At 63.7% G+C, this 21168-nt stretch carries 24 protein-coding genes; 12 read left to right on the plus strand and 12 right to left on the minus strand.

Annotated elements, in window-relative coordinates; all coding sequences use genetic code 11:
• The first annotated feature begins 101 nt into the window (after nucleotides 1-101).
• Nucleotides 102-428 (plus strand): transcription factor S, encoded by a 327-nt coding sequence (locus Har1131_RS12895; RefSeq protein WP_005535365.1) that lies wholly within the window; start codon nucleotides 102-104, stop codon nucleotides 426-428.
• Between the two features lie 9 nt (nucleotides 429-437).
• On the plus strand, nucleotides 438-1049 hold the full coding sequence (locus tag Har1131_RS12900) for a hypothetical protein (protein WP_014039879.1): 612 nt from the start codon (nucleotides 438-440) through the stop codon (nucleotides 1047-1049).
• Here Har1131_RS12900 and Har1131_RS12905 read toward each other — a convergent pair.
• The 4 genes from Har1131_RS12905 to Har1131_RS12920 all read right to left on the minus strand — a co-directional run bounded on the left by Har1131_RS12905 (nucleotide 1030) and on the right by Har1131_RS12920 (nucleotide 2818).
• A complete protein-coding gene (locus tag Har1131_RS12905) occupies nucleotides 1030-1410 on the minus strand; it encodes a hypothetical protein (RefSeq protein WP_014039878.1) in 381 nt (126 codons plus the stop codon). The genes Har1131_RS12900 and Har1131_RS12905 overlap by 20 nt on opposite strands.
• Nucleotides 1411-1412: 2 nt before the next feature.
• Nucleotides 1413-1622: a hypothetical protein gene (locus Har1131_RS12910; RefSeq protein WP_014039877.1), complete on the minus strand. Its 210-nt coding sequence runs from the start codon at nucleotides 1620-1622 to the stop codon at nucleotides 1413-1415.
• A 76-nt stretch (nucleotides 1623-1698) separates the two neighbouring features.
• A complete protein-coding gene (locus Har1131_RS12915) occupies nucleotides 1699-2421 on the minus strand; it encodes a methyltransferase domain-containing protein (RefSeq protein WP_004962944.1) in 723 nt (240 codons plus the stop codon).
• 1 nt (nucleotide 2422) lies between these two features.
• Entirely contained in the window at nucleotides 2423-2818 is a 396-nt protein-coding gene (locus tag Har1131_RS12920; RefSeq protein WP_008310152.1) for a nascent polypeptide-associated complex protein, read from the minus strand.
• 146 nt (nucleotides 2819-2964) lie between these two features.
• Here Har1131_RS12920 and Har1131_RS12925 point away from each other — a divergent pair, with 146 nt between their 5' ends.
• Nucleotides 2965-3915 (plus strand): AEC family transporter, encoded by a 951-nt coding sequence (locus tag Har1131_RS12925; RefSeq protein ID WP_050037744.1) that lies wholly within the window; start codon nucleotides 2965-2967, stop codon nucleotides 3913-3915.
• Here Har1131_RS12925 and Har1131_RS12930 read toward each other — a convergent pair whose 3' ends face one another.
• Both Har1131_RS12930 and Har1131_RS12935 read right to left on the minus strand, forming a co-directional pair.
• Complete coding sequence (locus Har1131_RS12930) at nucleotides 3916-4401, minus strand: hypothetical protein (protein WP_050006881.1); 486 nt, start codon at nucleotides 4399-4401, stop codon at nucleotides 3916-3918.
• A 115-nt stretch (nucleotides 4402-4516) separates the two neighbouring features.
• On the minus strand, nucleotides 4517-4984 hold the full coding sequence (locus Har1131_RS12935; RefSeq protein WP_050037743.1) for a PUA domain-containing protein: 468 nt from the start codon (nucleotides 4982-4984) through the stop codon (nucleotides 4517-4519).
• A 587-nt stretch (nucleotides 4985-5571) separates the two neighbouring features.
• Here Har1131_RS12935 and Har1131_RS12940 point away from each other — a divergent pair.
• The gene (locus tag Har1131_RS12940) at nucleotides 5572-5754 is read left to right on the plus strand and encodes a hypothetical protein (RefSeq protein ID WP_008310160.1); all 183 of its coding nucleotides are present in this window, start codon (nucleotides 5572-5574) and stop codon (nucleotides 5752-5754) included.
• Nucleotides 5755-5887: 133 nt separating this feature from the next.
• On the opposite strand, the gene Har1131_RS12945 is transcribed toward Har1131_RS12940, so the two are convergent.
• Nucleotides 5888-6385: an NYN domain-containing protein gene (locus tag Har1131_RS12945; RefSeq protein WP_004516675.1), complete on the minus strand. Its 498-nt coding sequence runs from the start codon at nucleotides 6383-6385 to the stop codon at nucleotides 5888-5890.
• Between the two features lie 200 nt (nucleotides 6386-6585).
• Entirely contained in the window at nucleotides 6586-7239 is a 654-nt protein-coding gene (locus Har1131_RS12950) for a hypothetical protein (RefSeq protein WP_151146735.1), read from the minus strand.
• A 512-nt stretch (nucleotides 7240-7751) separates the two neighbouring features.
• Between Har1131_RS12950 and dapA the strand changes: the two genes are divergently transcribed.
• The 3 genes from dapA to Har1131_RS12970 all read left to right on the plus strand — a co-directional run bounded on the left by dapA (nucleotide 7752) and on the right by Har1131_RS12970 (nucleotide 10745).
• Nucleotides 7752-8672, plus strand: a complete 921-nt coding sequence (dapA, locus tag Har1131_RS12955; RefSeq protein WP_151146738.1) for a 4-hydroxy-tetrahydrodipicolinate synthase — start codon at nucleotides 7752-7754, stop codon at nucleotides 8670-8672.
• Nucleotides 8669-9418 (plus strand): 4-hydroxy-tetrahydrodipicolinate reductase, encoded by a 750-nt coding sequence (dapB, locus tag Har1131_RS12960; RefSeq protein WP_050037740.1) that lies wholly within the window; start codon nucleotides 8669-8671, stop codon nucleotides 9416-9418. Before dapA ends, dapB begins: the two co-directional genes overlap by 4 nt.
• 496 nt (nucleotides 9419-9914) lie before the next feature.
• Nucleotides 9915-10745, plus strand: coding sequence for a 2,3,4,5-tetrahydropyridine-2,6-dicarboxylate N-succinyltransferase (locus tag Har1131_RS12970; protein ID WP_151146741.1), 831 nt, complete (start codon nucleotides 9915-9917; stop codon nucleotides 10743-10745).
• A gap of 223 nt (nucleotides 10746-10968) precedes the next feature.
• On the opposite strand, the gene Har1131_RS12975 is transcribed toward Har1131_RS12970, so the two are convergent.
• Nucleotides 10969-12087: a polymer-forming cytoskeletal protein gene (locus Har1131_RS12975; protein ID WP_151146744.1), complete on the minus strand. Its 1119-nt coding sequence runs from the start codon at nucleotides 12085-12087 to the stop codon at nucleotides 10969-10971.
• A 479-nt stretch (nucleotides 12088-12566) separates the two neighbouring features.
• On the opposite strand from Har1131_RS12975, the gene Har1131_RS12980 reads away from it, so the two are divergent.
• The 5 genes from Har1131_RS12980 to Har1131_RS13000 all read left to right on the plus strand — a co-directional run bounded on the left by Har1131_RS12980 (nucleotide 12567) and on the right by Har1131_RS13000 (nucleotide 17619).
• Nucleotides 12567-14093 (plus strand): aldehyde dehydrogenase, encoded by a 1527-nt coding sequence (locus Har1131_RS12980; RefSeq protein WP_014039867.1) that lies wholly within the window; start codon nucleotides 12567-12569, stop codon nucleotides 14091-14093.
• 1 nt (nucleotide 14094) lies between these two features.
• Nucleotides 14095-14466 (plus strand): hypothetical protein, encoded by a 372-nt coding sequence (locus Har1131_RS12985; protein ID WP_014039866.1) that lies wholly within the window; start codon nucleotides 14095-14097, stop codon nucleotides 14464-14466.
• Nucleotides 14467-14587: 121 nt separating this feature from the next.
• Nucleotides 14588-15067, plus strand: a complete 480-nt coding sequence (locus Har1131_RS12990) for a Tfx family DNA-binding protein (RefSeq protein WP_370455088.1) — start codon at nucleotides 14588-14590, stop codon at nucleotides 15065-15067.
• A 189-nt stretch (nucleotides 15068-15256) separates the two neighbouring features.
• Nucleotides 15257-16492, plus strand: a complete 1236-nt coding sequence (gene lysA, locus Har1131_RS12995; RefSeq protein ID WP_050037736.1) for a diaminopimelate decarboxylase — start codon at nucleotides 15257-15259, stop codon at nucleotides 16490-16492.
• On the plus strand, nucleotides 16492-17619 hold the full coding sequence (locus Har1131_RS13000) for a M20 family metallopeptidase (protein WP_151146747.1): 1128 nt from the start codon (nucleotides 16492-16494) through the stop codon (nucleotides 17617-17619). The genes lysA and Har1131_RS13000 overlap by 1 nt, the downstream gene beginning before the upstream one ends.
• Before the next feature lie 25 nt (nucleotides 17620-17644).
• Here the strand turns inward: Har1131_RS13000 and Har1131_RS13005 are convergent, their stop codons facing one another.
• The 3 genes from Har1131_RS13005 to purB all read right to left on the minus strand — a co-directional run bounded on the left by Har1131_RS13005 (nucleotide 17645) and on the right by purB (nucleotide 21163).
• Nucleotides 17645-18289 carry a phosphoribosyltransferase gene (locus tag Har1131_RS13005; protein ID WP_004962999.1) on the minus strand — a complete coding sequence of 215 codons (645 nt, stop codon included), beginning with the start codon at nucleotides 18287-18289 and terminating at the stop codon, nucleotides 17645-17647.
• 92 nt (nucleotides 18290-18381) lie between these two features.
• Nucleotides 18382-19689: an MFS transporter gene (locus tag Har1131_RS13010; protein ID WP_151146750.1), complete on the minus strand. Its 1308-nt coding sequence runs from the start codon at nucleotides 19687-19689 to the stop codon at nucleotides 18382-18384.
• A gap of 91 nt (nucleotides 19690-19780) precedes the next feature.
• Nucleotides 19781-21163, minus strand: coding sequence for an adenylosuccinate lyase (purB, locus tag Har1131_RS13015; protein ID WP_050037734.1), 1383 nt, complete (start codon nucleotides 21161-21163; stop codon nucleotides 19781-19783).
• Nucleotides 21164-21168: the final 5 nt, after the last annotated feature.

Below are 21168 nucleotides of genomic sequence, written 5' to 3' on the forward strand. Positions count from 1 at the left end.
ATTTTGCTAAGCTTCCGCACTGCACAGCGATGGGGACCGACAGAACGGCCTGGGCGAAACCGGGTATTTAACACGGTCGGCAGGCAAACGGTGGTACTACAATGGAGTTTTGCGACGAATGCGGTTCGATGATGAAAACGGACGACGAGCGCTGGGTCTGCGGTAGTTGCGGCTACGAAAAGGCTCGAAACGCCGAGACCGAACAGGAGATGGCCGTCACCACGCAGGGCCAGGAGGAGTCGGAAGTCGTCGACACCTCCGAGGTCGACGCCGAAGACATGGGGCCGACGACGGGCGCTCGCTGTCCCGAGTGTGGCAACGAGCGAGCCTTCTACGAGATGAAACAGATCCGCGCGGCCGACGAGTCCGAGACGCGCTTTTTCACCTGTACCGAGTGCGAACACAAGTGGCGAGAGGACGACCACTGAGGCCGGACCGTGCCCACTGACCCCGCGTTCCCGGACGTTCCCGCGGACCGGCTGCGCGACGGCGGCTGGGAGCTCGTCGACGAGAGCGTCGAAACTGTCTTTCAGTTGCCGACGGCCCGCGTCGAGGGGGCAACGAAGGTGTACGACGCCGCCGAGACACGCGAAGCCGTCCGGGACGCGGTCGGGCTCGACCACCAGTGGCGGTTCTTCTTCGCGACCGCACTGTCGTTTACCCCGCCGCTCGCGCCGGGTATCGGCCAGGCGGTGATTCTCCCGACAGTCCGCTCGGAGGCTCAGTCGGCCTTCGCCGACGAACTGGCCGACAGAGGGTTCGAGTCCGTCGAACGCGGGCGGAGCGAGCGGGTTCGCGTCGACAGCGGCGACCGGGCGCGGCTCCGGACCTACAGCGCCGAACTCGACCTCGAAACGGCCGACGCGACGCTGTCGATTACCGGCTGGGTCGGCGTTTGGCACGGCGAGGGGTTCCGTATCGCCGCCGGCGCGTACCCCGACCGGTCGCTGGCGACACTCCTGGATATTGAGAATCCGCCGGAAGCGCTCCGGCGGACGCCGTCGGACTACCGGTCCGAACTGCTTGACCTCATCCGCGCCGTGGCGTAAGCGCCAGAAGCGTGCCGTCGAGGAACAGTTCTATCGGCCCGAGACCGAGTCGTTTCGCGAGCGAGCTCGGAACGGCGTCCGCGCCGAGGCGGGCCACGGGCGCACCACGAACGCGGATTTCAGCCGTCAGTCCGGCCACAGTCAGCGCCGCGGCGGCGTCCCTTCCCTCGACCGGTCGGTCCCGCCAGAGGGTGAGCGCCGCCCCGAAAGACGGTAGGTCGACGGCGACGAGGTCGTCGTACCCGCGGACGCTGAACGCGACCCCGTCGCGCTCGACGGTCAGGTCGGCGTCGACGAGCAGGTCCGGCTTTCGCTCGACCTGGTCGAACAGATCGCCGACCGCCTTCGCCGTGGTGACCACTGTCAGTCGTTATCGCGTGTCGTGATAGTCAGCGTGCCATCGACTCGCCAGCGAGCGTGCTCGGCGTCCTCGCCGGCCTTGCTCGGGACGTCGACTTCCATGTCGTCGAAGTCGTACGTTATTTCCGCGTTGCGCCCGGTCAGGCGGTCGTAGAGTCCGATTGCGAGCTCTGGCCAGGTTGTCGTCTCCATCGGCGTTTCTGATTCGCTCATGCAGTACAGTGTACGTGCTACTACATGTTTAAAGTCGACCCCAACGACAGGGGTTTGGGTAGCCTGACAGAAGCCGTCAGGGCCGCCGCGCGAATGTCAGGTAGCCGGTATGCCCGACGCCACCGGTCGATGGGCGGGAGCCGCGGTCGTCGAAGTCCATCTCCCGCTGGATGGTGTCGAGCGTCTCGACGCCGTCAAGACCGACCTCGGTGGCCGTCGCCACGACCTCGCGCGTGTTTTCCACGAACGGGGAGTACACCGCCAGCGATCCGCCACGGTCCAGCAGCGTCGGCGTTCGCTCGACCACAGTCGGGGCGTCCTCGGTGTCGAGCGTCAACACGTCAAAGCCCGAGAGGTCGTCGAGGTCGTCGGTGATGTCGCCGGTCCGAACCTCGACGGTGTCCGCGACGCCAGCGATCTCCATGTTCTGTCGCGCCACCTCGGCGAACTCCGGGTCCTGCTCATAGGTGACCACGTCAGCGCCAATGCGGCCCATGTACGCGCTGAGGATGCCGGTCCCGGTGCCGGCGTCGAGGACGCGGTCCGCCGCTGCCACGCCGGTCTTGCCGACGACCAGCCCCACGTCGCGGGGCATCATCGGCGCGCCGGTGCGTTCGAGGTGGGTGAACAGGTCCGGGCCGCGCAGTCGGCGGACGGTGAAACCGGTGCCTAGATGCGTCTCGACGACATCGCCCGGTTCCACGTCCTCGGGGACCTCCAGAATACCGAGGTCGGACTCGAAGCGCTCGCCGGGGTCCAGCAGGTACTCGCGGTCTTCGTGGACGAAGAGATACGCCACGTTACTCCAGTTCGTCGACCGCGTCGGCGAGGTCGCCGTCGTTGGCTTCCAGCGCTTCTCGCGCAGTGTCTTCGTCGACGCCCGCCCGCATCGCGACGAGTTCGACGTCGTCCTCGTCGACGCCGGAGTCGCTACCGCTCTCGTCGGCATCATCCGCAGCCGCCGCGGCCGAGCCCTCGCCGGAGCCGAGTTCGCGGCTCTCAGGCTCGCCGACGACCTGGTACGTTTTCTGGCCCTGCGCTTCCATGAGCTGGACCTCCGCGTCGTCGAAGACGAGTTCCTCGTCAGGTGTGCGGATAATTACTTCCTGCGCATCGATGTCCTCCATGTCGATGCCCATCTGTTCCATCATCTGCTTCATCTTGCGCGGGTTCATCCCGCCGCCTCCGCCAAACATACGTAGGACTGGCGGGGCAGGGCAGAAAAGCGTAGCGACCCGGGCTCGGGCCGAAGTTCGTCGCGGTACCGTTCTGTCGACCGGCCGAAACCGGCACGCTCCCGCGGCTTCGTAACGATTCTAAGGCTCGCCCGTCCATCCCCGCCGTGTCACTGCTGACGATCTTCGCTACGGCCATCCTCCCGGTCGTCGCCGTCGCTGCGGCCGGCTTCGCCCTCGGCCGGGTGAAAGGCACCGACCCCGACGCGCTCAACACCATCACGGTGTACGTTCTCGCGCCCGCGCTGGTGGTCCACAGCCTGACAACGTCCTCGCTGGCCGGCAATACGATTCTGAGCGTCGTCCTCGCTGTCGTGCTGTTCACCGCCGCAATGGTCCTCCTCGCAGAGGGTGTCGGTCGCCTCACGGGCCACTCGGAACCCTTGCTGGGCGCGTTTGTCCTCGTGTCTATCTTTCCCAACACCGGGAACTACGGCATTCCACTGGCGGATTTCGCCTTCGGCGCGACCGGGCGCAGCACGGCCGTCCTCGTGACCGCGCTGCAGGGCGTGATGCTCTACACGCTCGGCATCTACATTGCCGCCCGGGGCAGTGGCAGCAGCCCGCTGGCGGACATGCGCCGCGTGTTCGGTGTCCCACTCGTCTACGCTGTCGTTGTCGCGCTCGCGCTCCGATGGATCGGTGCGGTGCCGCCCACAGACTCGACGGTGATGCAGACACTCGAACTGCTTGGCAACGCCTCGATTCCGGTGATGTTGCTCATTCTCGGCATCCAGCTATCGAACGTCGACGGGGACAGCGATTTCCGGTCGGTCGGGATCGCCAGCGCGTTGAAACTCCTGCTGGCGCCAGTGCTCGCGTTTGCCGCGGTGCTCGCAATCGGGTTCCAGAACCAGACAGTCGCGCGGGTGGTCGTGCTCCTGTTGGCGACGCCGACCGGCGTGACGACCATCATCCTCGTCGGCGCGTTCAGCCATCAGACTGGCGACTGCTCGCCGGGCGAATTCGTCAGCGCGACCGTGTTCCTGACGACCGTCGTCAGCGCGGTGACGGTGACGGTTCTCGTGTGGCTGCTGCAGTCCGGACTGGTGCTGTGACTACTCCTCCCAGTATATCCGTATCTCCTCGGCGGTGATGTCGACGAAGTGGTTCGAGCCGTTTCTGACCGCGAACCGGCCGATAGGCCGGTCGATGGTCCGGCTGGGGCCGCCAGGAACCTCGACAGTGATCGTGTATTCGCCGGTCGCACCGATCATCGGGTCATACTCGACCGACTCGCCGGCAGCCAGCGTCGCCGTCTCGTCCAGTACCGCCGTTTCGTTTCTCGTGATGGTGAGCGTGACAGTCTGCTCGCTGTCGGTATCGTTGTCGACGACAAACAGAATTGGATCGTCTGGCGGGGGCGTTGGTGTCGGTGTCGGCGTGTCCTGCGGTGTACTGGTCACTGCTGTTGTCGGCTGTTCCTGTGGCGTCGTTGTGGCTGTCGATGGTGTCGAATCGTCCGTCGACGTGTCGTCACCGGGCGCACTGCAGCCGGCGACTGGGGAGAGCGCAAGCGCGGCGAGGAGCGTGCGGCGGCGCATATCGCTCGTCTCGAAGGGAGCAGCAAATGCTTTCTGTCATACTAATCCTTGTCGACCATCCTGGATAGTGCCAACCCACGAGGGCGGCACGCCCCGGGTGATCGCCACAAACCCGTCAGTCCTCTGCACCCTGCCGGACCTTCACGGCCATGCCCGTCTCGAAGTCGTCCATGCCGCTGCCGGGCAGTTCCGCGCGACCGACGGCGAGTAGATAGCCGTCCTCGTGGACGACGAGGGCTTCGTCGCCCGGACGGAGAGCGCTGTCGGCGGACTGGACGAACTTCGCGAAGGCGTTGCGGCCCTCACGGATGAAGGGCTCGCTCTCGTCGCCGACGACCACGCGGTGTCGCGGCCCGTCGAAGGCATCGAGGAGTCTGCTCCCGCCGGCGAGTCCGAGCCGAAAGCGCCCGTCGTCGCCGTACGTAGCGATCCGGCCATCCGTGGCATGGACCTGCCGCGGACGGCCGGAGCTGGTGTGTGTTACGTCGAGGGCGTCAGCGCCGGCGAACAGCGCTGTCCCGCCGCCACCGCCGAACTGGTAGTCGGCCGCGCGCCGGAGTCCGCGGAACTCGTCGTTACTCATTGCCCGTGTTCGATGCCGGGTGATAAACCGCCTTTCGGTTCTGTCCGTGCCACTGTTCGACGCAGTCCGAAAGGAAATGTTTGCCCGACCGTGGCTGCCCGAACCACGGCCGACCGAAATCGTGTGGCGATGGTGAATGCCACTCCCCCAATCCGTTCCGAATCACCGGTCCGGCCCTATGGGTGACGGAGTCCCGAACCGGAATGCCATTGGTTCGCTCCGTCAGTCGCCCCGGCCCGAGTACACGGGGCGTGTGCCTCTGTATCCGATCCGCGGTCAGCGATCCGACCACGACGCCTGGAACTGCAGTGGGTCTCCATCTCGCGCCAGTTCCGTGACGAGCGCGAGGGTGTACCGACTATCCTCAGCATGTGGCAACACGCCGTCTCTGTGACCCAACTGGTCGGGGGAACTACACGGGGATGTGTTTGCTGCTTCAGTTATGCAGGTGGGCCGGAATTTCCGTTCTGCCGGGCCGGAGCGGTGGCGTCTCTCAGGAAAGATGTGGGCATTGCTTCCTAGTACCATACTTTCCTCCGTCGATTTTGGGGAAATTTATACCGGATGACTTCCAAGTGACGGGTGACATGGCTACAGACACGCGAAAAGTGATTCTGGGCGCTGCGCTGCTGGCGATCAGCACCGTGCTCATCCTTGGTACAGGGGCAATCGACATCGGCATCCCGGCCGCTGCCGGAGCGCTGGCTGCACTTGGGCTGGCCGCCGGAGCCCTCCTCGTTGGAACGTCAGAAGACGGTCGCCCGGTCTAACCGCCGAGAGCCTTTTCCTTCGAAACCCAAGCACAAGTAGCTCTGAGCCCGTCGAGCCACAGGAAGCTATTCCGGTTACGGTTGGACCAGTGGTGGAGACAGCGCCGGAGCGACCGCCCACACACTGGGTCGGCTATAGCAGGAACCGGTCGGAATCGTCGCTCATGTCGATGAACCCATCAACGGCCGCTTTGAGGTCTTCGGAGGACGACTCTTCGAAGCCCATCGCTTCGACGCGACAGCCTTCGTGGCGGAGATACCGACACACACGAGCGAAGTCCCCGTCGCCGGTACAGAGCACGACCGTATCGACGTGATTCGCTAGCGAGACCGCGTCGAGACTCATCCCGACATCCCAGTCGGCCTTCTTCGATCCGTCCTGGAACGTCTTGATGTCCTTGATGCGCGTCTCGAAGCCGATGTCGACGAGCGCTTCGAAAAACGACTCCTCTTCGGGCGAATCCGCGCGGATGACGTAGGCGATTGCGCGGGTCAGTTCGCGGCCGTCAACGGCCTCTTCCAGTAGTGCCTCGTAGTCGATGTTCCGCGAGTAAAGACTCCGGGCAGTGTGATAGAGGTTTTGCGCGTCGGCCAGTACGGCCACGCGCTGTCCCGGCTGGGAAACTGTCATATCAGGTATTGGCTATCGGCCCGAATATGCTTTCGGGATACAAACGTGAAAGAACGGCGTAATTATGCCCCAACTAACCAGTTGTTGTCGCTTCAGCAGCTCTAGCCGTGGATAGAATATGTCAATAAGACGGTCTTACTACCGAGGAGTGCAGTCAACTTAGTGAGCACTGTGTTTCACTCGGACAAGCGCAAAACAGCCTACTTCTGGAGGTCGAACGCAACTGCTACCGGAGTAACTGTCCAGTAGACGAACCGATACCGACCGGAGACGAGTTCAGGACACACAGTAAAATCCTTCTCGTCAGGAACAACCCCCTCTTCGGTCAGACGGAGCGACCATTCAAATACCTGCCCAGGCGCTGCCTCGGTACCCATATCCACGTATTGAAACTCATCGTCCCCGGTCTGTCCACGGACATCTTGCCAGCCATCTTCAGTGAGCAGTTCGATCTGGTACAGATACTTAAGACCCAGAGAGAGGGTGCTATCAGACGTGTTTGTCAGCGTAATTTGGGCTGTGTCACCGTATTCAAACGCTGTCCCATCAATCCGTAGTGATACATACCCGGTATCTCCCCACGGAACGGAGCCTTCGTCATACATTGGCGGGTGGCGAGTGAAGTTGCCCTTCTCACACGAGAGTTCTTTTACCGGGGACTCAGGACTCTCAGCTGGCCGAATGTGACCACTGAGTTGACGCTCTGTCATCTCTTCGGTATTTCCAGCTGTTTGTTGCTCAGTGTTCTCGGTTTCCGTTTTTGCAGCTGTCTCGGTCGGATCACTGCTGGTACTCGAACAGCCGGCGAATCCGAAGACGCTGGAGGTGGCTAAAAGATAGTGTCTTCGACGCATACCTGCCGATATTATGTACCTTGCAGTATGTGTTTTGTGACCGATACTTATGTGTTATTGTCAGAATGTAATGTGTACACCTCTGACCGCTTGTTTCAGACAGGACGCAAATACCAAAATGCAGTCGGGCCTGCTCCAGCAGCGTCTCCCAGACAAGCCGAGGGAAACGCTGGCGTACTGCCACACGATGGGGGGTCCCGCCGTCTCCATGCGACGACTCGATAAGGCTTCGAATGCACTGTGAAAGGCGACAGCGAGAACACAAAAGCTAAGTCGGTCACGCTTGGTTACTCGACCATGCGACGACGCCGTCAGTCCGGAACCGCCTCGTGGCTCCCCGGTGAGGGCGTCGTCCGTGCGAAACGCAAGCCGACGTTTTAGCGACTCGTGGCGGACGTGGCGACTCCGTCTCGGGTCAGGACGTTTGACACACAACAGCCGGCGGTATCGGCCGGCTATCGCACCGTTTCCGACCGGACAACCGAACCCACAGCGACACCACACACTCAGCAATGACAGCTATCGACTTCCGCGGCGTGTTCCCGGCTATGTGCACGCCGTTCCACCAGGACGGCAGTATCGACTTCGAAACACTCCAAGAGGACGCCCAGCGGCTCGAATCCGCCGGCGTCGACGGCCTCGTTCCGGTCGGCTCGACCGGTGAATCGGCGACGCTCTCGCACGACGAACACATCGAGGTCGTCGAGGCGGTCATCGACGCCGTCGACGACGTGCCGGTCATCGCCGGCTCGGGGTCGAACAACACCAAGGAAGCGCTGGAGCTGTCCCGGCGCTCCGCCGAGGCCGGCGCTGACGCGCTGTTGCTCATCTCGCCGTACTACAACAAGCCCGAACAGCAGGGGTTCCTCGACCACTACACGACGCTGGCTGACGCCGTCGACCTGCCACAGATCGTCTACAACGTCCCCTCGCGGACGGGCCAGAACATCGACCCGGATACGGCGGTCGAACTCGCCGCACACCCGAACATCCAGGCCTACAAGGCTGCGAGCGGCGACATGGGACAGATTTCAGAGATCATCGAACGCACGCGGGACGAGGACTTCGCGGTGCTGTCCGGCGACGACGGGATGACGCTACCGATGCTGTCGGTCGGCGGGACCGGCTGTATCTCCGTCTCGGCCAACATCGAACCGGAGCGCACCTGCGCGATGGTCGGTGCGGCGCTGTCCGGCGATTTCGAGCGAGCGAGAGCGATTCACCACGAACTCGGCCCGCTGTTCCGCGCACTGTTCGTCGAGACGAACCCCATCCCGGTCAAGGAGGCAATGCGGATCAGAGGCTACGGCCCGGCGTACCTCCGCTCGCCGCTAACCCGCCTGTCCGACGAACACCTCGACCACCTGCGTGACGTGCTCGCGACGCTCGAAACCGAAGACCTCGAAGACGAGTACGCGGAGGCCGAGCGATGACGCGGGTGGCGGTCAACGGCGTCACCGGCCAGATGGGTGGCGCTGTCATCGAGGCCGCCACCGACAGCGAGGTCGTGGTCGGCTTTGCGACCAGCGATACCAACGCGGTCGACGGCGTCCCTGTCGTCGACCTCGCCGATGCCGCCGAGGCGCTCCGGGAGTACGACGTGGACGTCGTGGTTGATTTCGCCGTCCCCGAGGGCGCGCTGACCGTCGCCGAAGCCTGCGTCGAAGCGGGCGTCTCGATGGTCGTCGGAACCACCGGCTTCGACGAGGACGGGATGGCCAGTCTGCGAGACGCCAGTGAGGAGGTTCCGCTGCTGAAGGCGACCAACTTCTCGCAGGGAATTCAGGTCCTCCAGCGCCTCGTCAGCGAGGCCGTCGGGACGCTTGACGACTACGACCTCGAACTCATGGAGACCCACCACAACCGCAAGGTCGACGCGCCGTCGGGGACGGCCAACAGCATCCTCGACGTGATCCAAGAGGAGCGCGACGTAGAGCCGGTGTACGGCCGGGAAGGGCACGCACCGCGCGATGACGACGAAATCGGCGTGTTCGCCAGGCGAGCCGGTGACATTCGCGGGGAGCACGAACTCGTGTTGGCCGGCAACGACGAAGTCCTCTCGCTCTCCCACCGGGCCGAGGACCGCGGTGTGTTCGCCGCCGGCGCACTGGACGCGGCGACGTGGCTCGTCGGCCGCGACGCCGGCTGGTACGAGTTCGGCGACGTTGTAGACGCCTGAAGGAAAGCGGAGGGAAACACGGAACGGTTTTCAGCGGTCTACTCGCCGTAATTGATTGCGGTTCTATAGTAGCCGTTGAAAATCAATGCACACCTGATCGGACGACTGTAGTGCGATCAGTGTGTAAATCGTTTCAATTGTTACTATCGACGGATCGGTGAGCGGCGACCATATTGACACCCGGTATTCGGAAAATATGAATATGTGATAATACACACTCGAATACCTCTCTCAATACCACGGTCAGCCTTATATGTCGGAGTTGCCGCGTATCGTCTATGGCTACGAACCAGCACGTACAACTACCAGCGACCGATTGCCCACGATGTTCCAGTGAATTCGAAGCGACGGCACCGCGCATCAGTATGTGCCGGGAATGCGGGTACATCCCCGGCCGCGGGTCCGACTGAGAGAACGACAGACGGAAAATGCGGCATGGTAGCACACCCATCCCGAAACCCCGATAGGTAAGCCCCCGGCGTCGCAACCGGGAAGTATGAGCCTCAAAGCCGATATCGGCGACCTCTGGCAACGGAAACAGGACGGCCTCTCGGCGGCCGACACGACCGACGACCACCTCGCCGTACTCGATGAATTCCTCGCGGCGCTGGAAGCGGGGGAGGTCCGCGCCGCGGAGCAGTCCGGCGGCGAGTGGGAGGCGAACGCCTGGGTCAAGCAGGGCATTCTACTGAACTTCGGCCTGCGCGAAACCGTCGCCCGTGAGTACGGCGGCGTCGACTACCACGACGTACTTCCGCTGCGGGAGACGGCGGACCTCGGCGAGCGCGGGACCCGCAACACGCCGGACGGCACGACCATCCGCCGCGGCGCGTACCTCGGCGAGGACTGCATCATGATGTCGCCATCCTTCGTCAACGTCGGGGCGTACGTCGGCGACGGCACGCTCGTCGACTCCTGTGACACCGTCGGCTCCTGTGCGCAAATCGGCGAGAACGTCAAACTCGGCGCGAACACGCTCATCGGCGGCGTCCTCGAACCGGTCGAGAACGCCCCAGTCATCGTTGAGGACGAGGTATCGCTGGGCGCTGGCTGTCGCGTCACCAGCGGCTTCGTCGTTGGCGAAGGCTCGATTGTCGGTGAGAACACGCTCCTGACGCCGCGGATTCCCGTCTACGATCTCGTCAAGGACGAGGTACTGTACGGCGAACTGCCGCCGGAACGGCGCGCCTTCCAGCGCTTCGTCGACTCTTCAGTCGGCGAGAACGACCTGATTCCCGGCGGGGCGTACAAGCCCGCTGTGGTGGCGACCGATGTCGAGGAGGAGACGCTGGAAGCGACGGAGAGAGAAGACGCGCTTCGGGAGTAGCGAGGGCGCGCGAAGCGCGGCCCTCGGTAAAGCGAACGGTGAGCGAAGTGACCCGCGAGCAATGGAGTTTCGACCGTGGAGAGCGCTCTCGGCATCACCTCGTCCGGCGAGCGCATCTGGTGGACGGACTGATAGTTGAGACAGTCTACGCCACGGTCAAGAGCTGTTGAGTATCGAAGCTGAGTGACTGGAGGGGAACCAACGGCGGCATGTCGCTCGGACTTCAGGCCGCGGTGGTATCGCTGTCGACCTCGTCAAGCGTCGTTTGCCGCCCGTCTGCGACGTTCCCACGGCGCTGGTAGGACTCTCTGAGGGTGAGTGCCAGTGCGCCGAGGCCGAGTAAAAGCGCAAGCAGTTCGAACACCCACCCGACAACCGGTATCGCACCGAGAATTGCAAACCCGATGAGGCCGACGGTCAACGCGAGCCAGCGGTTCTCCCGGTCAGCGAGCGAGAGCGCCCACGACCCAGCGGCGAACTGGCCGTAGACGACGGCGACCCACACCGCGACGCCGAAAACGACGGCACCGACCAGCGAGAGCGGGATGCCGACGATGGTGAACAGGAGAACGACGAGGACGACGGGCACGGCGACGAGTGTCAGCAGGCCGACGCCCCCGGACTTCGCCGGGCGCTCCGCGACGTGTCCGGCGACGCGCGCTGAAAACGACGGGAAGGCGGCCAGTAGGATCGCACCCAGCAGGAGGTTTACGAGCAGGCCGTAGACGACACCGATCCATGACGGAAGCGCGAACTCGCCGGAGTCCGGCCCGGCGCTGTCGCCGATGCTCTCGTCCTGAACGACGCTCCCGCCGACGGTGGCCTCGGGATCGCGGGTGAACGTGGCTGCGTCGTAGCGGACGTCGCCGCCGACCGACGCCGTCGGCCCGAGGACGAACTCCTCTGCACCAGCACGGACGGTCCCGTCGACCGTCCCATGAATCGCGAGGAAGCCAGCACCTGCTTCGAGGTTTCCGCCAATCTGGGCTGTCTCGCCGATCTCGACTGTCCCGCCGGCGACGCTCACGTTGCCGCCGACAGTGCCGTCGATACGGACAGTCCCCGCCGCAGCCTCGATGTTCCCACCCACCTCACCGGCCTCGGTGACGTGGACGGTCCCTGCCGCGGTTTCGACGTCTCCGGTCACCGTCCCGCGAACGATGACCGTCCCGGCGACCCCCTCAACGCTGTCGTACGTCTCGTCAGGTCCGATGATTATGGTTCCGCTTGCTCCCTGATACGACTGCGCGGCAACGGTACCGGCCACAGTCGATAGCAAAACGAGCGACACGAGCGCGAGCGTAGCGACCCGGAGGCCGCCGCTGGCGAGTCTGGAAGACATGCGATTTGATTGTATTGGGAACATGATAAATGTGTGATAACATTATCAGGCAGCGAGAACGCCACCCGAACGGTGTGAGCCGGGCCGCACTCGTCCAGACCGAGCGGTCTGTCCGCGCCGCGGTGTTGTCGTCGCCGATGGAGAGGAGACACTGAAAACAATGGAGCCAGAAGACGCACGCAGAGAGAGTGGGGTGCGCGGAGTAGCGGCCCTCGAAACGTGGACATCGGCCTCTGGGACTGGACCGAAACGAGCGTTTCTGTATCGGTATGTGATTTTAGTTATAAGACGACAGCGGTTCCTGACGACGCTCTCCAGCGGTCTCACAGGCGACATATCGAGCGTGTATTAGGACTGTATTAGGTGGGGTGAAACCTATAGTGGTTTCTTTTTGGCCGAATTCTGAGTTTTTGTAATCGCTACTGGCTACACCACCCTGAAACTTTAAGTATTGATAGCATGAAATATTTGCCGTAGATATGTCTAGTGACAGCAAGCAGCAGAGCGCAACCGAGCGGAAGTCAGCGATAAAGAAGCGTCACGAACAGGCGGCAAACGAGGTGCTGCCGGATCGGCGGGAACTGTACATCGGTGGGGAATGGGTCCAGAGTAGCGCCGGGAAGACATTCGAAACGATAGACCCGACAACCGGTGAACCGCTTGCGGAAGTGCAAGCCGGCACAGCCGAGGATATTGATAGCGCGGTTGCAGCCGCGTGGGACGCCTACGACGAGACATATAGCGATATGTCTACAGGCGCACGCCAGGCAATGCTGGATAGTATCGCAGATGCCATTGCGGAGCGCAGCGAGGAGTTCGCGAAGCTCGAAAGTTTAGATAACGGGAAACCGATTAGCGAGGCTCGGATCGATATTGACCTCGTTATCGACCACTTCCGGTATTTCGCAGGTCTCGCTCGGTCGGGCGAGGGACGGACCATTGAAACTGACGACAGCCGGCACGTCCAGACGCTCCGGGAGCCGTATGGGGTTGTTGGACAGATAATCCCGTGGAACTTCCCGTTGCTGATGGCGGCCTGGAAGCTCGCCCCGGCGCTGTCGGCCGGTAACACCGTCGTACTGAAGCCTGCCGAGGAGACGCCGCTGAGTATTCTCAAACTGATGGAAATTACGGAAGATGTGATTCCCGACGGCGTCGTTAACGTCGTCACCGGGTTCGGTCCGGAGGCAGGGGAGCCGCTCTCGAAACACCCTGACATCCGGAAGCTAGCGTTCACTGGATCGACAGAAATCGGGAGTAAAGTGATGCAAAGCGCCGCCGAAACCATCACCGACGTGACGCTGGAACTGGGCGGAAAGAGTCCACTCATTGTGTTCCCCGATGCAGACCTGGAACAGGCTGTCCAGACGACGATTACGGCAATCTTCTTTAACACCGGTGAGTGTTGCTGTGCCGGGTCACGGTTGTTCGTCCATGAAGACATCAAAGACGAGTTCCTGAATGAGCTTGCGGCTGCAGCCGAGGACCTAACTGTAGATGACCCACTGCTGGAGGCGACAGACCTCGGCCCGAAAGTGACCGCAGAGCAGGTCGAGCGGACGCTGGGCTACATAGAGGAGGCAGAACAGGAAGGAGCCGCTTTCGTCACCGGAGGGAGTCAGCCGGACGACGAAGCCCTTTCGGATGGCTGCTTCGTCGCGCCGACACTTATTGACGAGATTGACCACGACAGCAAACCGGTCCAGGAAGAAATCTTCGGCCCGGTTCAGGAAGTGTTCAGCTGGAGCGAGTACGATGAGATGATGGAACTGGCTAACGATGTCGACTACGGTCTCGCAGCAGGAGTCCTCACAGAAGACCTCTCGAAGGCGCACCAGTGTGCAAAAGACATCGAAGCGGGGAACATCTGGGTCAACACCTACAACGACTTCCCGGCAGGCCAGCCGTTCGGCGGATACAAGCAGTCGGGAATCGGTCGAGAGATCGGCGAGGAAACGATCGAACATTACACGCAGACGAAGACGGTGAATATTTCACTCGATTGATGTGAGCGTCCCGTTCCCGCAAGTCCCTCCCGGACAGATTGAAGCCGCCAACGTGTCCATCGCCCCCGACGGGACGAAATACGTCGTCCCGTCAGGGATGCACGAGCGGCTGTTCCGGGCAGTGGTGCCCGACGCTGCTGCGGGGACACGAGACCCCAAAACCGAACTGGCGCTGGCCGGATGGGTGTCACTGCATACAGATGGGCTGACCAGACGTGTGTATATCGATGCCCCGGATGACTTCACCGAAACGGCCATGGTAAAGCGGTTCGCACGGTCACACGACGCCGAGTCGATTGTCATGGCACGCCACCCAAGCGGCGACGTGACCCGCTGGCAGTCGCCAGGCGCTGTGTCCGTTACCGAACAGTGAACTCGGCAGTCAGCAGTCTGTGCTGTCGCTCAGGGTCAGTCCACCTTACTTAGTACGGCCAGGGATGGCCGCTCGCGGCTGGCAACAACGTTGTTTTCAGTCCAGCTACCGACCTGTGGCTATGGATGAACGAATCGACCCGGACGAACTGCTCGCTGCTGTCGGCTTTGATGCGGACGAGAGCGTGCTAACGCGCCGGCAAGCGGAGGTACTTGCGCTCCGCGAAAACGATGTCCGTCAGAGCGATATCGGGGAGTTGCTCGGCACGTCACGCGCGAATATTTCAAGTATCGAGCGCAATGCGAGAGAAAACGTCGAAAAAGCACGCCAGACGGTCGCCTTCGCAAACACCCTGACCGCACCCGTTTGTGTTGACATCGAGGCCGGGACCGATATCTACGATATTCCACCGACGGTGTATGCCGCCTGTGATGAGGCCGGTGTGGAGGTCAATTACGGCTCCTCGAATCTGTTGCAACTCATCGATGACGCCGTCGATGGGGCGATTCAGCAGGACACGGTGCAGGTGCCACTCCGCATTGATGTGACAAACGACGGTGTCGTACACGTTCGAGAACGGTCGGCAGAACGCACAGAGTAACCGGGAACAGTACTGCTGGCTCGAATCGGCAGGCACGGCTCACATACCGGTGTGTCCTCACGCGCCGACAGACGATTGTTGCGCAGCACCGTCCGCATCCGACCGTCGCCCGATAGAGAGATGGCCAGTTGGGGCGCTGTGTGTATCGAAACGGAACCCTTGTTAGCCGCCGACACCGTGGTTTCCCCAATGAGCCACGACTCGCCGCCGGTCCGCCGCCTCGCGGACTGGGACCACGAGCGTCTGGAGGCGGTGGCTGCCGAGCACGGCACGCCGCTGTACGTCGTTGATCTCGACCGCGTCGCCGAGAACTACGAGCGGTTCGCCGCGGCGTTTCCCGACGCCCACGTCATGTACGCCGCGAAGGCCCACACCGGTCAGGCCGTCCTGTCGAAACTGCTTGAGACAGGCGCTGACATCGAGTGTGCCGCCTGGGGGGAACTCCAGCGGGCTATCGACGCCGGCGCGGACCCGAACACGCTCCAGTACACGGCCGTCAATCCGCCGGACCGCGACCTCGACCGTGCCGTCGAACTGGCGGCAGAGCACCCCGGGCTGACGATTACGGGGGGCGCGCGGGACACCTTCGACCGCCTCGAAGAGCGGGGCTACAACGGCCGGGTCGCCATCCGCATCAATCCCGGTATCGGGACGGGCCACCACGAGAAGGTCGCCACCGGCAAGGACGCCAAGTTCGGCATTCCCTACGACGAGGTGCCCGAGGTCGCGGCCGACGTGCGCGAGCGGTTCGACCTCGTCGGCCTGCACGCCCACGCCGGCAGCGGCGTCCTTCACGACGACCTCGACGACCACTGTCGGGCCATCGGAAAGGTCGCCGACATGGGCCGAGAAGTCATCGCCGACGGCGCGGAACTGGACTTCGTCGACTTCGGCGGCGGCTTCGGCGTTCCCTACAGGGAGACTATCGAGCCGCTGGACATGGATACTGTCGGCGAGAAGGTCCGCGAGGCGGTCGGGGACCTCGACGCGCAGGTCAAACTCGAACCCGGCCGGTACGTTGTCGCCGACGCCGAGTGCATCCTCACTGAGGTCAACACGGTCAAGGAGACGCCGGCGGCAACTGTCGTCGGCGTCGACGCCTCGCTGGCAACACTCATCCGACCGGCAATGTTCGGCTCCTACCACCCGATCCGGAACGTCACCGCGCCGGAGCGGGAGGCCGAACCGGTGTCGGTCGGCGGTCCCTGCTGTACGAGCGCCGACGTGTTCTGCACTGACCGACCGCTCGCTCGACCCGAGCGGACTGACCTGCTCGCCATCGGCAACGCCGGCGCGTACGGCTACGAGCTGGCCAACCAATTCCACTCCCAGCCGCGGCCGGCGGAGATCGCCTTCGAGGGCGGCGAGACGCGAGTCGTCCGCGAGCGCGAGACGCTGGCGGACGTGACCCGCATGGAGCGGTAATGGCGTTCGACATCCCCTCGTTCCACCGGCAGGCCGTCGAGACGCCGTCACACGAGCGCGTCGACGACATGCGCTCGTTACTGGTCGACACGCTCGAAGACGCCGGCGAGTACCCGGAGATAGACGACCTCGGTAACGTCGTCGCGTCCCGTGGCGATACCGACGGGACCCATATCCTGCTCAACACGCACATCGACACCGTGCCGCCGCATTTGCCCTACGAGCGGCGGACGGAGCCGCCGGGGCCAGACGAGAGTATTGATGGCTCTGGCGGTGACGGGGACGGCGACATCGTCTGTGGCCGCGGAGCCTGCGATGCGAAAGGGCCGCTCGCGGCACTCCTCGATGCGTTCCTCACCGTGACGCCCGACGACGGCCGCGTCACGCTGGCGATTTCCACCGACGAGGAGACGACACAGACCGGCGGCGCACACCTCGCGGACACCATCGACGCCGACGGCTACATCGTCGGCGAGCCGACCGGCCTGGACGTCTGTACGGCCGCCCGCGGCCAGTTCGAGGGGACGGTCACCATCCACGGCGAGAGTGCCCACGCCGCCGACCCCGGCAGCGGCCACAACGCGATTCGAGCCGCCGCGCCGATACTGCAGGCGATGGAGAGTTACGAGGAAAAGAAAGGGCCGGGCGAACACGAAACGCTCGGTTACCCCATTCTCACCCCGTCGATGGTGGAGGGCGGCGAGGCGACCAATCAGGTCCCGGCAGAGTGTATCATCACGTTCGACCGGCGGAGCGTCCCGCCGGAGACGAGCGAATCGTTCTGTGCCGACCTGCAGGCCCACCTCGAACAGTGGCTCCCGGAGTCGATGGACCTCACCGTGGACCTCATCCGCCCGGATACGCCGTTCCCCGAGGCGTTCGCGACCGACACCGACGCAGAACTGGTCCGCACGCTGCAGGAAGCAAGTGGCGGCGGGGTCCGGCAGTTCGGGGCCGCGACGGAAGCTTCGTATTTCGCGAGCAACGGGCCGACCGTGGTGTTCGGCCCCGGCGACCTGAGCGACGAAACAGGTGCTGTCGCGCACTCGAAACGCGAGTACGTCCGGCTCTCGGAAGTTCGAACCGCCGCACGAGCTGTGCGGGAGACAGTCGAACGGCTGGTCTAAGCCACGGCCTCGCCGACGGACTGGCCTACGCCGACCGCCGCTGAACGAGGTCAGAGAGCGCTGTGGTTGCGTCTTCGTCTGTCACGCTGTCGAACTCCTCGTAGTAGTCCGAAGTCGCCTGAAACGCCGCCGGTTTTAGCGGGACGACGACGTCGTCGGCCCACCGCCGCACCTCATCGAGCACGTCCGGCGGTGCGACGGGGGCAGCGGCGATAACCTCGTTCGCACCTGCCTTTCGCAGACGCTGAATTGCGACACGCATCGCCGCCCCCGTCGGAATCCCGTCATCGACCAGCAGAACCCGTTTGCCGGCCACGTCAAGCGGCCCCCACGTCTCGCCGTAGTTGACCGCTCGTGACTCAACAGTGTCGCTCGCGTGCGTCTTCGCCTCCTGCACGTACTCCCAGTTCACGTCAAGGAACCGCATCATCGGGCTGTTAATCCACGAGAAGCCGCCCGGCGCGACGGCCCCAATAGTCAACTCAGGGTGGTTTGGCGCGCGTATACGTTGTATGACGATGACATCCATTGGAAGTCCGGTCGCGTCAGCGACCACGTTGCCGACCGGGACGCCGTTCGGTGCGAGCGTGACAACGACATCGCCGACGACATCCCGCTGGCGCAGCGCGGCTACAAGCTGTTGCGCCGCATCCGAGCGGTCTGTGAACATACCACATTATATGGAATCGTACATCCTAATCGTTCCGGTTAGCGGTCTTCGTGGCTGACGGCCGGCTGAGCAGTCGGTCGCAGTCCTCGGTCTCAGTCCTGCGGTGCCGGCTGGTCGGGTTCCTGCCCGAGGGCCAGCGTCTCCTCGACCTGTGTGTACGTCAGAACGAGACCGACAAACGCGAGCGCGGCACCGGCAGTGAAGGGCGTGCTGAACGACCCGAAGTTGTACAGCAGGCCCGACGCCAGCGGCCCGATAGCGACGCCGAGACCGAACGCCATTGTCAGGACAGACAGCGTCGTCCCGGACCCTCTCGCGCCGGCCAGATCACCGGCAAGAGCGAGCGACGGGGCAAACACCAGCGCAACGGCGATGCCCTGGACGAACCGCGCCAGAAGCATGCTCCACGGGCCTGTCACGACACCCTGTGCGAACACCGACGGAACAAGGATGACGAACCCGGCGACGATGAACGGCCGTCGACCAAACCGGTCGCTCGCTCGGCCGATGGGCACCTGAAAGACGACGTTCGCGATGACGACGGCGGCGAACTGGACGCTGAATAACAGCGTCGATTCGTCCAGCCGCATCCGAATCGGTCCTTCGAGCGTGGCAAACAGCGCGATAGTGGTCGCCATCATGAACGTGCCGACGCCGAGGACGAACACTGAATCGAGCCCCTCCCCCTCTCGGTCCAGAATCGCTATCGAGAGGTCTTTGCCCGCTTCGGCATCGACCGGTGGATCCTGAATCAGGGCCCACACGAGGACGAAGCTCACGACAGCGCCCAGCACGGCGATGGCGAAGGCGGCGGTGAAGCCGGATATCGCGGTGCCGGCGAATCGGTAGGTCACCACGTCGTTCGCGGCGAGTCCGCCGGTGATGACGACGCCGGCGATTATCGGCCCGAACCCGAAGCCGATGAGCCGGAAAGTGTTGAACACGCCGAAGTTCCCGCCGCGCTCGGCGTCACTCGCCGCGTAGTCGTTTACCAGCGCCACCGTCGCCGGAATCGTGAACGCCGCACCGAGTCCCTGAAATGCCCGCGCGGCGAGGACCGTCCAGTACGAGGAGAGGAACGGGTAGGCCGCGCTGCCGATAGCGAACAGCACCAGCCCGGTGAGGACGAAAATCCGGCGCTTACCGGTCCGGTCCGAGAGCCGCCCGGTGAAAGGCTGGCCGAAACTGTTCAACAGGCCGAACAGGGAGAGCACCAGACCGATGAGCGTCTCCGTCTGGAGGGTGAACCCGAGTATCTGCTGGCCGGCGATACCGGCGAGCGACACCTGTCCGCTGGCGATGTACAGGGGGAGCACGATGATGAGAAACGAGTTGCCCAGCGCGTCCGCCATCCGAGCGAACGCGAGCGTCAGGACCCGGGTGTCAGTGCCGAGGACCATCTACCCCTGACGAAGGCGGCCACACTCGTGATAGTTGCGTTCCCCGCGGTGGTACGTCGACCCGAAAACAGCACCGGCGAGACAGCGGCGCTCAGATGTCGTCGGCCTGCTGCGCCGCGATCCCCGTGTAATCGGTCGGCGTCAGCGCCTCCAGTTCGGCCCGGACCTCGTCGCTCACGTCGAGGTCGGCAAACATATCGTGGAAGTCCTCGATGGTGACCTCGCGGCCCCGAGTGGCCTTTTTGACCTGCTCGTAGGCGTCGGCGTACCCTTCGCGCCGGAGGATCGTCTGAACGGCTTCGCCGATGATCTCCGGCGTCGCGGCGAGGTCGTCGCGCATCACCTGCTCGTTGGGGACGACCTTCGCCAGCCCGTTCTGGCACTTGCTGTAGCCGATGAGACAGTGGGCGAAGGCGGCCCCGATGTTGCGCTTGACCGTCGAGTCCGAGAGGTCCCGCTGGAGCCGGGAGTTCGTGACGTAGTCGCCGAGGAAGTGGAGGTCGGAATTGGCCTTCGAGAGATTCCCCTCGCTGTTCTCGAAGTCGATTGGGTTGACCTTGTGGGGCATCGTCGAGGACCCCGTTTCGCCCTCGACGGCTTCCTGGCCGAGATAGCGGTCCGAGACGTACAGCCACACGTCGAGGTCGAGGTCCAGCAGGATGTTGTTCGCGCCCCGGAGCGCATCGAACAGGACCGCGAGGTCGTCACAGGGGTTGACCTGCGTCGTCAGCGGTTCGTGCTCCAGGCCGAGGTCGCCGACGAAGGATTCGGCGAACGTTGGCCAGTCCACGTCGGGGTAGGCGGCGACGTGGGCCGCGTAGGTTCCCGACGCACCGGCGAGCTTTCCGGAGAGGCCCTCAGCAGCACGCTCCACACGACCGATGGCCTGCCCCAGCCGCGAGGCGTAGACGGCCATCTCCTTGCCGAACGTCGTCGGCGTCGCAGGCTGGCCGTGTGTGCGGGCCAGCATCGGCACGTCAGCGTAGGTGTGGGCCATCTCCACCAGCGTATCCCGAATCTCGCGGAGTTCGGGCACCAGCACCACCTCGGCGGCGGGCTTGACGAGCAGCCGCTGGGCGAGGTTGTTCACGTCCTCGCTGGTCAGGCCGAAGTGAATCCAGTTGGCGGCGTCGAGGTCGTCGGGCATCCCCAGCCGGATGAAGTACTCGATGGCCTTCACGTCGTGGTTGGTCGCCGCGTACTCGCCGTAGCCCTCGGTTTCGAGTTGCTTGACGACGCTCGCGTCCTCGTCGTCGAACCCTTCGTACAGCGCCCGGAGCGTCGCGCGCTGGCCGTCGTCGATTGACAGCGGCGTGGCGTCGAGGTCGGCAAGCGCGATGAGATACTCGACTTCGACTTCCACGCGGGCGCGCATCAGCGCCCGCTCGCTGGCGTACGGGACGAGCGGTTCGGTGTAGCGGGCGTATCGGCCGTCGAGCGGCGAAACGGCGGCCAGTGGCCCTCTCTCGGTCATACCCG

The organism is Haloarcula sp. CBA1131, assembly GCF_008728975.1.
In the GTDB taxonomy this organism is placed as follows: domain Archaea; phylum Halobacteriota; class Halobacteria; order Halobacteriales; family Haloarculaceae; genus Haloarcula; species Haloarcula hispanica.

Excerpts from the sequence above, each read along its gene's own strand:
- Har1131_RS12895 (WP_005535365.1), top strand. The coding sequence starts at position 102 with ATGGAGTTTTGCGACGAATGCGGTTCGATGATGAAAACGGACGACGAG.
- Har1131_RS12910 (WP_014039877.1), bottom strand. The coding sequence starts at position 1,622 with ATGAGCGAATCAGAAACGCCGATGGAGACGACAACCTGGCCAGAGCTC.
- Har1131_RS12920 (WP_008310152.1), bottom strand. The coding sequence starts at position 2,818 with ATGTTTGGCGGAGGCGGCGGGATGAACCCGCGCAAGATGAAGCAGATG.
- Har1131_RS12930 (WP_050006881.1), bottom strand. The coding sequence starts at position 4,401 with ATGCGCCGCCGCACGCTCCTCGCCGCGCTTGCGCTCTCCCCAGTCGCC.
- Har1131_RS12935 (WP_050037743.1), bottom strand. The coding sequence starts at position 4,984 with ATGAGTAACGACGAGTTCCGCGGACTCCGGCGCGCGGCCGACTACCAG.
- Har1131_RS12940 (WP_008310160.1), top strand. The coding sequence starts at position 5,572 with ATGGCTACAGACACGCGAAAAGTGATTCTGGGCGCTGCGCTGCTGGCG.
- Har1131_RS12945 (WP_004516675.1), bottom strand. The coding sequence starts at position 6,385 with ATGACAGTTTCCCAGCCGGGACAGCGCGTGGCCGTACTGGCCGACGCG.
- Har1131_RS12950 (WP_151146735.1), bottom strand. The coding sequence starts at position 7,239 with ATGCGTCGAAGACACTATCTTTTAGCCACCTCCAGCGTCTTCGGATTC.
- dapA (WP_151146738.1), top strand. The coding sequence starts at position 7,752 with ATGACAGCTATCGACTTCCGCGGCGTGTTCCCGGCTATGTGCACGCCG.
- dapB (WP_050037740.1), top strand. The coding sequence starts at position 8,669 with ATGACGCGGGTGGCGGTCAACGGCGTCACCGGCCAGATGGGTGGCGCT.
- Har1131_RS12970 (WP_151146741.1), top strand. The coding sequence starts at position 9,915 with ATGAGCCTCAAAGCCGATATCGGCGACCTCTGGCAACGGAAACAGGAC.
- Har1131_RS12975 (WP_151146744.1), bottom strand. The coding sequence starts at position 12,087 with ATGTCTTCCAGACTCGCCAGCGGCGGCCTCCGGGTCGCTACGCTCGCG.
- Har1131_RS12980 (WP_014039867.1), top strand. The coding sequence starts at position 12,567 with ATGTCTAGTGACAGCAAGCAGCAGAGCGCAACCGAGCGGAAGTCAGCG.
- Har1131_RS12990 (WP_370455088.1), top strand. The coding sequence starts at position 14,588 with ATGGATGAACGAATCGACCCGGACGAACTGCTCGCTGCTGTCGGCTTT.
- lysA (WP_050037736.1), top strand. The coding sequence starts at position 15,257 with ATGAGCCACGACTCGCCGCCGGTCCGCCGCCTCGCGGACTGGGACCAC.
- Har1131_RS13000 (WP_151146747.1), top strand. The coding sequence starts at position 16,492 with ATGGCGTTCGACATCCCCTCGTTCCACCGGCAGGCCGTCGAGACGCCG.
- Har1131_RS13005 (WP_004962999.1), bottom strand. The coding sequence starts at position 18,289 with ATGTTCACAGACCGCTCGGATGCGGCGCAACAGCTTGTAGCCGCGCTG.
- Har1131_RS13010 (WP_151146750.1), bottom strand. The coding sequence starts at position 19,689 with ATGGTCCTCGGCACTGACACCCGGGTCCTGACGCTCGCGTTCGCTCGG.
- purB (WP_050037734.1), bottom strand. The coding sequence starts at position 21,163 with ATGACCGAGAGAGGGCCACTGGCCGCCGTTTCGCCGCTCGACGGCCGA.